We start from the raw sequence: 13,232 nt of genomic DNA on the forward strand, positions 1-13,232 counted from the left end.
TGCTCTCCCGTGCCAGTGCCTGTCCGGCGGATTCACGGGCCACCATACCCCTAGGGGGTATCAAGTCAAGACGGGTGAGCGCTTGCGTATCCATACCCATGGGGGGTATATCTGTGGAGCCATCCCGGGGTACCCCTACAGGGTATCCGTACATGACCAAGGAGCTCCCATGCCCTCCTGCTGAGGCCCCGACGGCAGCTGCGGCACGACTCCCGGCCCACTCTCATCCACGCCCACACGAGGAGCAGTACGCATGACCACCCTCACCACCGGCGCCACCCACGTCGAGCTCGCCATCGGCGGCATGACCTGTGCCTCGTGCGCGGCCCGCATCGAGAAGAAGCTCAACCGCATGGACGGGGTCGAGGCGACCGTCAACTACGCCACCGAGAAGGCCAAGGTCACCTTCGACCCCGCCGTCTCCGTCGCGGACCTGATAGCCACCGTCGAGGCCACCGGCTACACCGCGCAGGAGCCCGTACGAGCCCCCGCGGCCGGCGGACCTGCCGCGGCGGAGGAGGCGGACGAGCCCGACGAGCTGCGCCCGCTGCGGCAGCGGCTGGTCACCGCTGTCTCCCTCGCCGTGCCGGTCGTCGCGCTGTCCATGGTCCCCGCCCTCCAGTTCGACTACTGGCAGTGGCTCTCCCTGACCCTCACCGCGCCGGTCGTCACCTACGCCGCCTGGCCCTTCCACCGCGCCGCCTGGACCAACGCCCGGCACGGCGCGGCCACCATGGACACGCTGATCTCGGTCGGCACGACGGCCGCGTTCCTGTGGTCCCTGTGGGCACTGTTCTTCGGCACGGCGGGCATGGTCGGCATGACCCACCCCTTCTCGTTCACCATCGGCCGCAGCGACGGCGCGGGGAACATCTACCTGGAGGCGGCGGCCGGAGTCACCGCCTTCATCCTGGCCGGCCGCTACTTCGAGGCCCGGTCCAAGCGGAAGGCCGGCGCCGCCCTGAAGGCCCTGCTGGAGCTGGGGGCGAAGGACGTCACTGTGCTGCGCGGCGGCCGTGAGGAGCGCATCCCGACCGGTGAACTGCGGGTTGGGGACCGGTTCCTGGTCCGCCCCGGCGAGAAGATCGCCACCGACGGCACCGTCGTCGAGGGCTCCTCGGCGGTCGACGCCTCCATGCTCACCGGCGAGTCCGTGCCCGTCGAGGTGTCCGCCGGGGACTCCGTCACCGGCGCCACCCTCAACGCCGGCGGCCGCCTGGTCGTCGAGGCCACGCGGGTCGGCGCCGACACCCAACTGGCCCGGATGGCCCGGCTGGTCGAGGACGCGCAGAACGGCAAGGCCGCCGCCCAGCGCCTAGCCGACAAGATCTCCGCGGTGTTCGTACCGGTCGTCATCGGCCTCGCTCTGGCCACCCTCGGCTTCTGGCTCGGCGCCGGCTCCGGCCTCACGGCCGCCTTCACCGCCGCCGTCGCCGTCCTGATCATCGCCTGCCCCTGCGCCCTCGGCCTGGCCACCCCGACCGCCCTCATGGTCGGCACCGGGCGCGGCGCGCAGCTGGGCATCCTGATCAAGGGGCCGGAGGTCCTGGAGACCACCCGCAAGGTGGACACCATCGTCCTGGACAAGACCGGAACGGTCACCACCGGCCGGATGACCCTGCTGAAGGTGCACACCGCCGAGGGCACCGACGAGGCCGAGGTACTGCGTCTGGCGGGTGCGCTGGAGCACGCCTCCGAGCACCCGATCGCGCAGGCCGTCGCCACGGGCGCCGCCGCCAGGGTCGGCACGCTGCCCACCCCCGAGGACTTCGCCAACCTCCCCGGCCTCGGCGTCCAGGGCGTCGTCGAGGGACACGCCGTCCTCGTCGGCCGCGAGAAGCTGCTCGGAGAGTGGGCCATGGAGCTGCCCGTGCCGCTGGAGCGCGCCAAGGCCGCCGCCGAAGCAGCGGGACGCACGGCCATCGCGGTGGCCTGGGACGGCGAGGCCCGCGCGGTCCTGGAAGTCGCCGACGCGGTCAAGGAGACCAGCGCCGAGGCGATCGTACGGCTGCGCGCGCTGGGCCTGACCCCGATCCTGCTCACCGGTGACAACCGGGCCGTCGCCGAGGCCGTCGCCGCCGAGGTCGGCATCGACGAGGTCATCGCGGAGGTCATGCCGCAGGACAAGGTCGACGTGGTCAAGAGGCTCCAGGCCGAGGGCCGCAGCGTCGCCATGGTCGGCGACGGCGTCAACGACGCGGCCGCCCTCGCCCAGGCCGACCTGGGCCTGGCCATGGGCACCGGCACGGACGCCGCCATCGAGGCGGGCGACCTGACCCTCGTACGGGGAGACCTGCGGGCCGCGGCCGACGCCATCCGGCTCGCCCGCAGGACCCTCGGCACCATCCGCTCGAACCTGTTCTGGGCCTTCGCCTACAACGTGGGCGCCCTGCCGCTCGCCGCGGCCGGCCTGCTCAACCCGATGATCGCCGGAGCGGCCATGGCCTTCTCCTCCGTCTTCGTGGTCGGCAACAGCCTGCGGCTGCGCGGCTTCCGGGCCGCCTGAGCGGCGAACTCCGCGGTCACGGAGGCGGTCAGGGCATCGAGCGGGGGCAGGTCCACGGGGCCTGGTGCGGCCAGGGCGACGGCCAGCACCAGGTCCCCCTTGTGGGTGATCGAAACCTCGACGGCGCCCAGGCCCGCCGCGGCCGCCCGGTCGGCGGCGGCTCCCGAGAGGCGGACGGCGGGCGCCCCGTCGTCCCCTCTCAGGACGGCCACCTGGCAGGGCCGCACCCCGCCCGCCATGCCCGTGCCGATAGCCTTCAGCACCGCCTCCTTCGCGGCGAAGCGGCCCGACAGGAACTCCCGGGCCCGCTCGGGCCCGTATCCGGCGGCCACCGCCAGCTCGGCCTCCGCGTAGGCGAAGGCCCGGAACCAGGGCCGGCCGAGCAGCCGGTCGAGCTCGTACAGGCGGAGCAGGTCGACGCCGATCCCCATCGGCCGTCAGCGCCCGTCCGCCTCGGCGGTGGTGAACACGGCGTGGTGGCTGCGGCCGGTGAGCGGGTCGGTGTCGCTCAGGACGACCCGGCGGTAGGACCGCTGCCACCGCTCCCGGTGCAGGGCGAGTTCGAGCCAGACACCGGTGCAGTAGGTGTCGCCGGGCGTCCGGTGCACATCGGCCCGGCCCGCCGCCGTACCGCGCGCCGCCCAGGGGCCCAGGACCAGCAGGGTCCCCTCGTCCTCCGCCTCCGCGTCGAAGGGCCCGGACCGCACCCCGGCCAGCCGCAGGCCCGTTCCCGGCCCGGTGCGCTCCCCCGCCCTCAGGACCAGGGCCGCCGCCGAGTCGATCAGCGGAGTCTCCCGTACGAGGGGCAGGGCGGTCGGGAGCGTGGTCTGCTCCAGGACCGCGAGGACCACCTCGGCGGCCCGCCCGGACCGCTGGTAGGCGGCGGCGATCCGCAGCGCCGTGAAGGGCGCGGCCAGCCCCTGCTGGCCGATGGCGAAGTTGGTCGCCTCACCGCCGAGCCGGCCGGTCAGGTGTGGTGAGACGGCGGTGAACGGCACCACGTCCGGCAGGGCGTGCGTGACGATGAGCAGTTGGGGCCGCGCCTCGCGCACCCCGTCGGCCTCCGCGAGCAGGTCTGCGAGCTGCCGGTGCGAGACGTGGGCGCCGCCGGCCAGGAGTTCCTCGTCGGCCTTGGCCCCGAACGGCCCGAGCAGGTCGTGGTGGAAGGCCCGAATGGTCGCCGCCCGCTCCGAATCGGCCGGTGCGGGCCCGGGCCCCTCGGGCGAGCGGACGGCCGCGGCCGCTTCGAGTACGAGACCGGTCATGGCCCTACCTCCCCTTCGGCCGGCAGCCCCGCCACGTAGTCGGCGAAGGACCGGACCGTGCGCAGATGGTCGATGTCGAGTTGCTCGGGGTCGACGACGGCCCCCGTGCCGTCCTCGACCAGCAACAGCAGCTCCAGGACGGAGGAGGAGTCGAGCCGCAGGTCGTCGAAGAGGCCGGTGTCCTCGGACAGTTCGGTGACCTCCCGCTCCAGTACCTCCGCGAGCGCCTTCTCGATGGCGCGGAGCACGACGTGTCGATCGGTCATGCCGGCGACCCTCCCGTGCGGTGGGTGATCACCATCGCGCCGAAGGTGGCGCCGAGGCCCACCGAGACCATGACGTAGTGCGCGCCCGGCACGAGCCGTCCCTCGTCGCGCAGGGTCGCGTAGTTGACGAAAACGTCCGAGGCGAAGGTGTGGCTGTAGCGCGGCACGTTCTCCAGGAAGACCTTCTCGGCGGGGACCTCCAGCGCCTTGATCGTCTGGCGCCACGCCAGCATGTTGACGTTGTGGGGGATGATCAGCTCGATGTCGGCGAAGTCCAGCCCGGCCTCGGCCACGGCCCGGTGGATGACCTCGGCGATCCGGGTGCCGTACTGCTGCCCGAACTCGTTGTTCTGGTCGGCGGTCAGCTCCAGCCACTCGGCGTACTCGCCGAGCGTGCGGGTGACGAAGGAGCGGACGCGGTCCCCGCGGCCGTCCAGGGTGACCAGGCAGGCCGCCGCCGCGTCGGCCATGATCGCGGTGTTGGGGATGTGCTGGACGATCGGGGAGTAGGCGCGCTCGCCGGTGACCATCAGGGCGTAGGCGTTCTCCTCCCCCTCGGCGCGCAGGAGTTCGCCGATGACGTCCAGTGCTCCCAGGCTGGAGACGCAGGCCTGGTGGCTCAGGCCGAAGGCCTCGGACCGCTCCAGGCCCAGCTCGTCGCGGACCCGCTGGGCGACGTCCACGTCGGCGGGCGCGACGGCCTGCGTCGTGTGCGCGTACACCAGGTAGGCGATCCGGCCGCCGGCCGGCAGCGCGTCCAGCGCGCGCCGGGCGGCGGGCCGCAGCAGGTCGAAGAGGTCCAGGTCCGGGTCGAAGCGCAGGGTGTCGAGCCCGTAGAACTTGCGGAAGACGCCCAGTTCGGCGCGGCGCAGGCCCAGGTGCTCCCCGAGCTCTTCGATGCGGACGCTGCGTTCGGGCAGGTACGACTCGATGCGTTCGAGCGTGGTGTGTCCCATCAGCGGGCCGCGATCTCGGCGCGGATGAGCCACAGGCGGTTGGCGCCGCGCCGGGTACGGGGCTGTACCGCGTACGGCCAGCGGCCCTCGCCCGCGCCCGGCTCGCCGGGCTCCTTGAGGTCCGTGACCTTCCATCCGTGGGCGGCGACGAACTCCTCGGGCTCGTCGGTGCCGAAGATCCACGGGGTGCCGTCGGCGGCGAGGGTGTCGAGGAAGGGCTTGGAGAAGGGGCTGCGGAGCAGGGCGCGGCCGAGGATGTCGAAGGAGAGCCGGCTGCCGGGCGCGGAGGCGGAGGCCAGCAGCCGCAGCAGCCCGCCGGCCTGCTCGTCGGTGAGGAAGAAGGTCAGCGCCTCGGCGATCCAGAGGGTGGGGCGGCTCGGGTCGAAGCCGGCCTTCTCCAGCTCGGGGAGCCACTCGCCGGTGAGGTCGGCGGACACCTCGCGGCGGTCGGTGCGCGGGACGGCGCCCAGGGCGTCGAGGCGGCGGCGCTTCTCCTCGATGAGGGGGCCGTGGTCGACCTCGTAGACGGTGGTGCCCTCGGCCCAGTCGAGGCGGAAGGCGCGGGTGTCCATGCCGGCGGCGATCAGGACGACCTGGGTGATCTCGCCCTCGGCGAGGACCGAGCGGATGCTCTCGTCGAGGAAGGCGGTGCGGATGGAGATGAAGGGCAGCAGGCCGCCGCCCTCGTAGCGCTCGATGAGCTCGAAGCCCTTGGGCGCGGCGAGGTCGCGGGCGAGCGGGTCGGTGTAGAGGGCGTCGTCCCGGTCGGACTCCAACGCGCGGGCGGCGGCCATCCACTGGGCCGTGTAGGAGACTGCGTGCATGGTTCGGCCTCTTTCGGGGGGGGTCGGTCGGTGGGCGGAGGGGGCGGCGCCGGTCAGGCGAAGAAGGCCTTCTCGATGGTCGCCAGGGACTGGAAGTCCTCGATGTCGATCGCGTCGAAGTCGATCTCGGTGCCGCTCGCGCCCTCGATCGCGTAGACCAGCTCGACGAAGGAGAGGGAGTCGACCAGCCGGTTCTCGATGATGTTGGTGTCGTGTGCCAGCTCGATCGGGTCCTGGTGGCGCCCCAGGATCCAGTCGCGGACCTGGTCGATTCCCGCGCGGGGGCCGGCGGTGGGTTCGGTGGTGACGCTCATGGTGTTCTCCTCAACTGGGGGGTGTGGCCTGGTGTGTGGTGGGGGGCGTGGCCAGGGCGGCGGCGACCGCCACGGCCCAGCCGCCGTCGTGGCTGATGCTGATGTCGACGGGGCCGAGCCCCGCCTGTTCGGCGAGGCGCGCGGCCCGGCCGGTGAGCCGGAGCACGGGGCGGCCGCCCGGCCCGCGCAGGATCTCGGTGGTGAGCCAGGGCAGGGGCTGTCCGGTGGCGCCGAAGAGTTTGAAGACGGCCTCTTTGGCGGCCAGCCGGCCCGCGGTGCCCGCCGTGTCGCCGGCGCAGAACGCGCGTTCGGCGTCGGTGAGCATCCGGTCGAGCGCCGGGCCGGACCCCGGGGCGCTCAACTCCGCGATGCGGGAGAGCGGTACGAGGTCGACTCCGATGCGGGGGGTCGCGGGGAAGGGGGCGGCGTGGCCGGTGTGTGCGGCGGGCTCCACCTCAGTGGCCGCCGGCCGCGGTGGCCGCGGTGCGTACGGCGTCGAGCGCGGCGTCCAGGTCGGCGTCGTGCAGGTCGGACAGGACGAGCAGCCAGCGCTCCAGGCCGAAGGCCACGCAGGAGGTGAAGGCGTGTTCGCCACCGCCGAGGCGGATGTCGCAGCGCTCGCCGAAGAAGTTGCGGTGGGTGTTGACGGAGGCGATGGCGAGGTCGCCGTACTGGAACTCGTACTTGACCGGGCTGAGTTTGGCGAGGAGCGCCCGGGCTCCGTCGTTCTTGAAGAAGGGGTCCGTGGCGGCCTGCCGGTCGAGGCCGAGGCCGAGGGCGGCGGAGAAGGCCTCGATGCGCTCGGTGAAGCGGGCGATGACCCGCTGGGTGTGATCGTAGCTGCCCAGCGCGACGATCTCGCGCATCTGGAAGCTCGCCAGCCGGCGCAGGCCGCTGTAGTGCTCCTCGTTGCGGAAGCAGCGGTTGACCAGGGTCACCAGGGTGTCGTCCGCGACCGTGTCGCCCTCGTGGTAGAGGTAGGCGCCGTAGCAGGTGGCGTGCGGCAGTCCGTAGCGGGACTCCCTCAACTGGTCCGGCGCGAAGCGGCCGTCGACCGGTTTGGGCTCCCCCTGTTCGAGGTCGAGGGAGCCCGCCACCCAGGCGAGGTGGGGGAAGTTGGTGTAGACGTCGAACTTCTCCAGGTCGGTCACCGGGAAGAGCGGCGGCGGGCTGATCTCCTCGGCCCCGGCGGCGAGGCCCCATCCGGTGAAGATTCCGTCGAGCTCGCGGACCAGCCGGGTCGATCCCGGTCCCAGGATGGCCAGTGCGGGGGAACCCGCGCTGCCGGTCAGCCGGTTCATCGGATGATTCCCGTCTTCTCGAGGAACTTGGCGGTCTTGCGGAAAGTGCGTTCCTCGGCCCTGGCCCGGGCGGGCGACGCGAGGAGGGCGCGCCGCACCTCGTGCGGGTTCTGCAGACCGGCGTCGCGGTAGACCTGCGGGTGGTAGAGCGACTCGAAGCTGTGGGTCATGTAGCGCCGCAGGTAGGCGGAGATCCCCGTGAGCTCCTCCTCGCTCGCGGTGGCGCGCACGTCCTGGTAGAGGAGCTGGACCAGTTCGCGGCCGAAGGCGATGTGCCGGGACTCGTCCTGGTGGTGCAGGCGGTTGATCCCCCGGATCGTCTCGTGGAGCCGCTCGTCCACCGCCATCGCGGAGTTGTAGTGGTCGACCAGCTCTTCGAAGATCATGATCCGCGCGAACACCAGCAGGCTCTCGATCTTCGCGGAGGGTGCCTCGGAGCCGCTCCCGGCGCCGGCCGGCTGGCGGTAGATCCTGCCGTTGCCGTAGCGCAGGCAGAACTCGGCGAAGAACCACATGTGCTCGTTCTCCTCACCGATGAAGTGGTGGAAGAACTCGGAGGGAATCTCGAATCCCTTGGTGTGGATCCGGCCGACCACCTCGATGAGCAGTTCCCGGATGCCGTGCACGTTCAGGCTGTAGAAATTGATGCTCTCATGGCGGGAGAGCGCGTAAAGCTGCTGTGCGTCGAGAGAACCGGCCAGTTCGGTGTCGTATGTGGTGGTGAGTTCCGGGCTCATCCACCACATGTCCTCCGGCAGTTTTTCGGGCCACTCGAAGAGCCGGTAGGGATTGTAATAGTCGTCGATCGATTTCGCGGTGAGGCGTCCCAGTATCCCCTGGAACCGCTCGTTGCGCTCTAGGACCTCGCTGACCATCGGGTCAATGGCCTCCGTTCGGCTCGGAGTTGGTCGGTTGTTCCGGATTCGAAACTAGGGGCGGTCCCGGCGTCCGTTCAATGCCCGGAAGTGGCCTGGCCGGGTTCGGACAGCGCCCGGGCCCGATGTTCCGGAGCGCTGTTCTCGGATACGGTCAGCGGGCCGGGCTGTTCGACCGGACAGCGACAGGTGGGTGATTTGCACGAGTGCTGAGGGATTCGAGCGGATCGCTCCGACCAATTTGACATGAACGGCCGCACCAGAAGGGATCACGCCTGTGTCACCGCATTCCGTAGGGAACAATCCGGCTTCCTCCGGCGAGCCGGAGAGCGGCGCGGGGAGTGGTGCGGAGGACGGTTCGGCCGCCATCGGACGGCAGATCCAGGCGCTGCGCGGGCGGGCCCGGATGAGCCAGCGGGAGCTCGCGGCCAAAGCCGGGATGAGTACGAGGGCGTTGCGGGACATCGAGCGCGGCCGGGTGCGGCGGCCGCAGTTGCGGACCGTGCAGAGCCTCGCCGCCGCTCTGGAACTCCCCGATTTCGAGGCGGGCGAACTGCACGCGGCGGCCCGTGAGAAGCCCGCGCGGAACTCGGGCCGGCTGCGCTTCTCCCTCCTCGGCACCTTCGTGGTGCGGCGCGGCGACAGTCACGTCCCGCTGACCCGCCCGATGATCCGCCGGCTGCTGGGCCTGCTCGCCCTGCGGCACCCCCACGCGGCCACCCACCAGGAGATCGTCGACACCCTCTGGCCGGCCGGTCCCCCGCAGTCCTCGCAGAGCCTGGTCCACACCTACATCAGCCAAGCCCGGCAACTCCTGGAACCGGAGCGGCCGCCCGGCGATCCGGCCCCCGCAGTCGAGCTCCTCCCCAGCGGGTACCGGCTGCGCCCCGAGAGCACGCAGACCGACCTCGGCCGCTTCCAGGAGCTGCTCACGCGCGCCAAGCGCACCCACGCCGTCGGTGATCTGGAGGTGGCCCAGGAGGCACTGGACCAGGCGCTGTCGTGCTGGCGGGGCCCCGTCCTGAGCGATGTCGACGCGCTCTTCGGCCAGCACCCCACCGCCGTCCAGGCCGCCGAACGGCGGGTCGAGGCGGCCCTGTTGCACGCCGACCTGTCCCTCACCCTGCGCCGGCCCGGCCAAGCCCTGCCCGCCCTGTGGGAGATGGCGGGCATCGAGCCCCTCCACGAGGGGCTGCACGCCCGGCTGATGCTCGCCCTCGCGGGCTGCGGGGAGCAGGCGGCCGCCCTGGGCGTCTACGCGGGCCTGCGCGGGCGCCTCGACGAGCAGCTCGGCATCACCCCCGGCCGGGAACTGCGCGAGGCCCACATGCGGGTGCTGCGCCAGCAGATCCCGCACCCCGAGCGGAACCGGCCGGCGCCCCTCCCGGCGCCTGCGGCCGCCCCCGATGCCGACGCACCGCCCCCGGTGCCCATCACGGCCCGGCCGTCCCAACTGCCCGCCTCCGCCTCCTCGTACGTGGGCCGCGCCCAGCAGCTCCAGGAGCTGGACCTGCTGCTGGCCGCCGACCGGGAGGGCCACGCCACCGTCATGACCGTGGTCGGCCCGCCGGGTGTCGGCAAGACGGCGCTCGCCCTGCACTGGGCCCACGTCCACCAGGAGCACTTCACCGACGGCCAGCTCTTCGTGGACCTGCGCGGCCACTCGCCGCTCCCCGCGCTGAGCCCCGCCGACGTCCTGGCCCGCTTCCTGCGCGCCCTCGGCGCCCCGCCCGACCGCGTCCCGGCGGGCGAGGAGGAGGCGGCCGCCCTCTTCCGCACGCTCCTGGCGGGCCGGCGGATGCTGATCGTCCTGGACAACGCGGGCAGCGCCGACCAGGTCCGCCCCCTGCTGCCGGGCAGCGGCCGCTGCCGGGTGGTCATCACCAGCCGCAGCCAGCTCGCCGGGCTGGTCGCCGCCGAGGGCGCCCGCCGGCTGGGCCTGGACGTGCTGAACCTCTCCGAGGCGCACACCCTGCTCGGCCGCATCCTCGGCGAGCAGCGGGTCGCCGCCGAACCGGACGCCGTCGTCAACCTGGCCCGGCTGTGCGGCTGGCTGCCGCTCGCCATCCGCATCGCGGGTGCCAACCTGATCGCCAACCCCTCCCTCACCGTGAGCCGGTACTGTGCCGAGCTCGCCGGCGGCAGCCTGATCGGCGGCCTCCAGGTCGAGGGGGACGAACGCTCCACCGTCCGGGCCGCCTTCGACCTGTCCTACCTCGCCCTGCCCGAGGCGGCGCAGCGGATGTTCCGGCTGCTGAGCCTGATACCGGGGACCGACCTCACCCCTCCGGGGGCGGCCGCCCTCACCGGGCAGAGCGCCGCCGACGCGGGCCGGCTGCTGCGCGGCCTGGCCCACTCGCACCTGGTACTGGAGCCCTCGCCGGGCCGGTACGGCATGCACGACCTGCTGCGCTCCTACGCCCGCGAACTCGCCGACGGGCCGGAGGAGGAGTCCGTACGGCGGCTGCTGGACTGGTACCTGGCGCGGGCGGAGGCCGCCGCCCGCCTGCTCGACGGCGACGGGACCGCGCCCGGCGACGCGCCGGCCCCGGGGCGGCCCGACGCGATGGCGGATGCCGCCCGGGCCGCCGAGTGGCTGGCCTCCGAGCGGGAGAACCTCGTCAGCGCCGTGCTGTACGCCGGGCAGCACGGGGCACACGGGCTCGCGTGGCGGCTCGCGGAAGCCCTGCACGGGCACCTCTCGCTCGGCATGCACACGGCCGACCGGCTCACGGTGGCCCGCGCCGGCCTCGCCGCCGCCACCGCGGACGGCGACGTACGCGCCCAGTCGGCCGCCCGGCTCCGGCTGGCCGACTGCCACTGGGTCAGCGGCCGCAACGCCGAGGCCGAGGAGCAGTACACACGCGCGCTGGAACTGGCCGAACGGGCCGGGTGGACCGACGGGCAGGCCGTCGCGCTGCGCCGGATCGGCGCCGCGCACCAGGAGAACGGGGCCATGCGGGAGGCGGTCCACTTCCTCTCCCGGGCCCGCGGCCTGACCGAAGCCGGGGCGGTGCCGGGCGCGGCGGGGGGTGCCGGGGCGGCGGACGACCTGATCAACCTGGGCCTGATCTGCTGGAAGCTGGGCCGGCTGCAGGAGGCCGTCGGCCACTACACGCAGGCGGCCCGCCTCTTCGAGGGGCTGGGCTCGGCCGGCGGCGCGGCCATCGCGCACACCAACCTCGGCATCGTCTACCGGGCGATGGGACGCCCGGTGGACGCGATCGAGGTGATGAGCCGGGCCCTGCCGGTCTTCACCGCCGCGGGCAACAAGGCCAGTGAGACGGTGGCGCTGAGCTGTCTGTCCGCCGCCCACTCCGATCTGGGGGACCACGCCCGCGGCCTGGGCCTGGCCCGCAGGGCCCTCGCGCTGGCGCAGGAGCTGGACAACCGGCGGCTGGAGGCCAGCGCGTGGTTCTCGATGGGCGCCGCCCGGGAGCGCGCCGGGGATCCGGCCGCCGCCGACGGCTACCGCCGGGCGCTGCGGCTGGCCGACACGGTCAACGACCGCTATCCGCAGGCCTACGCGCTGATCGGGCTCGCCACCACCACCCTGCGCGAGGGCGCGGCCGAGGAGGCCCTCGCCGCGACCGGCAAGGCCCTCGACCTGGCCGTGGAGGCGCGGTTCCAGGTGCTGGAGGCCTCCGCGCTGACCGTGCTGGCCCTCGTACGGACCCGCCTGGGCGATCCGCGGTCCGCGCTCGAACCGGCCGGGCGGGCCCTGGAAATGCACCGCGAGACCGGCCACCGGCCCGGCGAGGCACGCAGCCACATAGCGCTGGGCGGCGCGTACGCGGCCCTGGGGGACGTCACCCGGGCCTTCGGGCACCGGCGCAGGGCGCTGCTGCTCTTCCGGGAGATGCGCATTCCCGGCTTCCGGGATCCGGTGCCGGTGGACGGGCCGACCTGCACGGGCTGACCCTGCCGCCGCGGCAGAAAGGGGCGACTGCCGGGGGGAGCCGTTGCGGGTTCTGCCGCCGTACGTCGGCCCCTTCCGGAGACCGGGAGGTCCGCGCAGGTCAGAGCCGGTGCGGGGCGGTGGGCGCGGTCGCCGCCCGGGGCCCGGGGGTTATGGCCGCACTGGAGCCGGGCGGCGACCGGGCCTCCGTACGCTCTCCCCAAAGGTACAGACCATCGGGGTGGGGAGAAGCGTGGAGATCACCAGCGCCACACGGCCCGGACAGAGCCTCGGCGACGGCGCGGAACTCGTCGTCACGGGCGGACACTTCGCCGTCCTCCTGGACGTCGGGGACGGTGACGGGCGACACAGCGCGCGCAGACTGGTGCGCGACCTCGGCGGCCGGCTCGCCGACGGACTGATCCGGCAGGAACCGCGGCCGCTGTCCCAGCTGCTCCGCGAAGCCTGCCGGGAGCTTCCGGCCGAACACCGGGCGGCCCGGCGGGTCCTGGTGCCGTCCGCGCCCGAGGGCGGCCGCCGCCCCGACTCCCGATCGGCCGCGGCCGCCGTCGTACGGGAGCGCGGCGACTTCCTGGACCTGCTGGTGCTGGGGGACGCGGCCGTGGTGCTCCAGTTCCCCGACAGGACGGTCAACGTCGTACGGGGAGGCCCCCGGACGGCGGTGGCCGCTCCGGGCGCGGCCGAGCACGCCGTCGTCGGCAGCCTGGCGACCCGGGACGTCCACCGCGTCTGCCTCCTGACGGGCGCCGCGCACGAGCTGGCCGAACTGTCCAACGCGGGCTGGCCGCGACTCCTCGACCGCCTCGCCACGGCGGGCCCCGCAGCGTTGGCCGCGGGCAGCCCCCACGCCTCGGCCACGCTCGCCCTGTGCGTCCCTTCCGCGCCCCACCCCTGACCCGCCGCAACCGTCTCCGGCTCGAACCCCGGCACGCTCCGGGGCTGACATCGCCCTGCGGGCAATCCAGCCGCGCCAGGCCGGCGGCACCAGCCGGAATCCAGCCTCGCC

General features: G+C 73.3%; 11 protein-coding genes and 1 pseudogene. 3 read left to right on the forward strand and 9 right to left on the reverse strand.

What is annotated here, in order from left to right; all coding sequences use genetic code 11:
- Positions 1-253: 253 nt before the first annotated feature.
- Positions 254-2,506, forward strand: a complete 2,253-nt coding sequence (locus ACGFYU_RS10455; protein ID WP_393826867.1) for a heavy metal translocating P-type ATPase — start codon at positions 254-256, stop codon at positions 2,504-2,506.
- Positions 2,507-2,589: 83 nt separating this feature from the next.
- Here the strand turns inward: ACGFYU_RS10455 and ACGFYU_RS10460 are convergent.
- The 9 genes and pseudogenes from ACGFYU_RS10460 to ACGFYU_RS10500 form a co-directional block, all read right to left on the reverse strand.
- Positions 2,590-2,937 (reverse strand): annotated as a pseudogene (locus tag ACGFYU_RS10460) (holo-ACP synthase); the annotation flags it as partial.
- 6 nt (positions 2,938-2,943) lie between these two features.
- Complete coding sequence (locus ACGFYU_RS10465; protein WP_393826868.1) at positions 2,944-3,771, reverse strand: hypothetical protein; 828 nt, start codon at positions 3,769-3,771, stop codon at positions 2,944-2,946.
- Positions 3,768-4,037, reverse strand: a complete 270-nt coding sequence (locus tag ACGFYU_RS10470; RefSeq protein ID WP_393826869.1) for a phosphopantetheine-binding protein — start codon at positions 4,035-4,037, stop codon at positions 3,768-3,770. Before ACGFYU_RS10470 ends, ACGFYU_RS10465 begins: the two co-directional genes overlap by 4 nt.
- On the reverse strand, positions 4,034-4,993 hold the full coding sequence (locus ACGFYU_RS10475) for a 3-oxoacyl-[acyl-carrier-protein] synthase III C-terminal domain-containing protein (protein ID WP_393826870.1): 960 nt from the start codon (positions 4,991-4,993) through the stop codon (positions 4,034-4,036). Before ACGFYU_RS10475 ends, ACGFYU_RS10470 begins: the two co-directional genes overlap by 4 nt.
- Entirely contained in the window at positions 4,993-5,817 is an 825-nt protein-coding gene (locus ACGFYU_RS10480) for a class I SAM-dependent methyltransferase (RefSeq protein ID WP_393826871.1), read from the reverse strand. Before ACGFYU_RS10480 ends, ACGFYU_RS10475 begins: the two co-directional genes overlap by 1 nt.
- Before the next feature lie 53 nt (positions 5,818-5,870).
- Positions 5,871-6,131, reverse strand: coding sequence for an acyl carrier protein (locus tag ACGFYU_RS10485; RefSeq protein ID WP_393826872.1), 261 nt, complete (start codon positions 6,129-6,131; stop codon positions 5,871-5,873).
- Between the two features lie 10 nt (positions 6,132-6,141).
- A complete protein-coding gene (locus ACGFYU_RS10490; RefSeq protein ID WP_393826873.1) occupies positions 6,142-6,585 on the reverse strand; it encodes a holo-ACP synthase in 444 nt (147 codons plus the stop codon).
- A 1-nt stretch (position 6,586) separates the two neighbouring features.
- Entirely contained in the window at positions 6,587-7,432 is an 846-nt protein-coding gene (locus ACGFYU_RS10495; protein WP_393826874.1) for a hypothetical protein, read from the reverse strand.
- Positions 7,429-8,307 (reverse strand): diiron oxygenase, encoded by an 879-nt coding sequence (locus ACGFYU_RS10500; RefSeq protein WP_393826875.1) that lies wholly within the window; start codon positions 8,305-8,307, stop codon positions 7,429-7,431. The genes ACGFYU_RS10495 and ACGFYU_RS10500 overlap by 4 nt, the downstream gene beginning before the upstream one ends.
- Positions 8,308-8,584: 277 nt before the next feature.
- Here ACGFYU_RS10500 and ACGFYU_RS10505 point away from each other — a divergent pair, with 277 nt between their 5' ends.
- Both ACGFYU_RS10505 and ACGFYU_RS10510 read left to right on the forward strand, forming a co-directional pair.
- The gene (locus ACGFYU_RS10505; protein WP_393826876.1) at positions 8,585-12,226 is read left to right on the forward strand and encodes a BTAD domain-containing putative transcriptional regulator; all 3,642 of its coding nucleotides are present in this window, start codon (positions 8,585-8,587) and stop codon (positions 12,224-12,226) included.
- A 232-nt stretch (positions 12,227-12,458) separates the two neighbouring features.
- Positions 12,459-13,121, forward strand: coding sequence for a hypothetical protein (locus ACGFYU_RS10510; RefSeq protein ID WP_393826877.1), 663 nt, complete (start codon positions 12,459-12,461; stop codon positions 13,119-13,121).
- The last annotated feature ends 111 nt before the right edge of the window (positions 13,122-13,232 follow it).

Origin of the sequence: Streptomyces sp. NPDC048337, assembly GCF_043201175.1 — a bacterium.
Taxonomy (GTDB): Bacteria; Actinomycetota; Actinomycetes; order Streptomycetales; family Streptomycetaceae; genus Streptomyces.

What these genes read in the sequence shown, in the direction of transcription:
- ACGFYU_RS10455 (WP_393826867.1), top strand. Translation starts at nt 254, where the DNA reads ATGACCACCCTCACCACCGGCGCCACCCACGTCGAGCTCGCCATCGGC.
- ACGFYU_RS10465 (WP_393826868.1), bottom strand. Translation starts at nt 3,771, where the DNA reads ATGACCGGTCTCGTACTCGAAGCGGCCGCGGCCGTCCGCTCGCCCGAG.
- ACGFYU_RS10470 (WP_393826869.1), bottom strand. Translation starts at nt 4,037, where the DNA reads ATGACCGATCGACACGTCGTGCTCCGCGCCATCGAGAAGGCGCTCGCG.
- ACGFYU_RS10475 (WP_393826870.1), bottom strand. Translation starts at nt 4,993, where the DNA reads ATGGGACACACCACGCTCGAACGCATCGAGTCGTACCTGCCCGAACGC.
- ACGFYU_RS10480 (WP_393826871.1), bottom strand. Translation starts at nt 5,817, where the DNA reads ATGCACGCAGTCTCCTACACGGCCCAGTGGATGGCCGCCGCCCGCGCG.
- ACGFYU_RS10485 (WP_393826872.1), bottom strand. Translation starts at nt 6,131, where the DNA reads ATGAGCGTCACCACCGAACCCACCGCCGGCCCCCGCGCGGGAATCGAC.
- ACGFYU_RS10495 (WP_393826874.1), bottom strand. Translation starts at nt 7,432, where the DNA reads ATGAACCGGCTGACCGGCAGCGCGGGTTCCCCCGCACTGGCCATCCTG.
- ACGFYU_RS10500 (WP_393826875.1), bottom strand. Translation starts at nt 8,307, where the DNA reads ATGGTCAGCGAGGTCCTAGAGCGCAACGAGCGGTTCCAGGGGATACTG.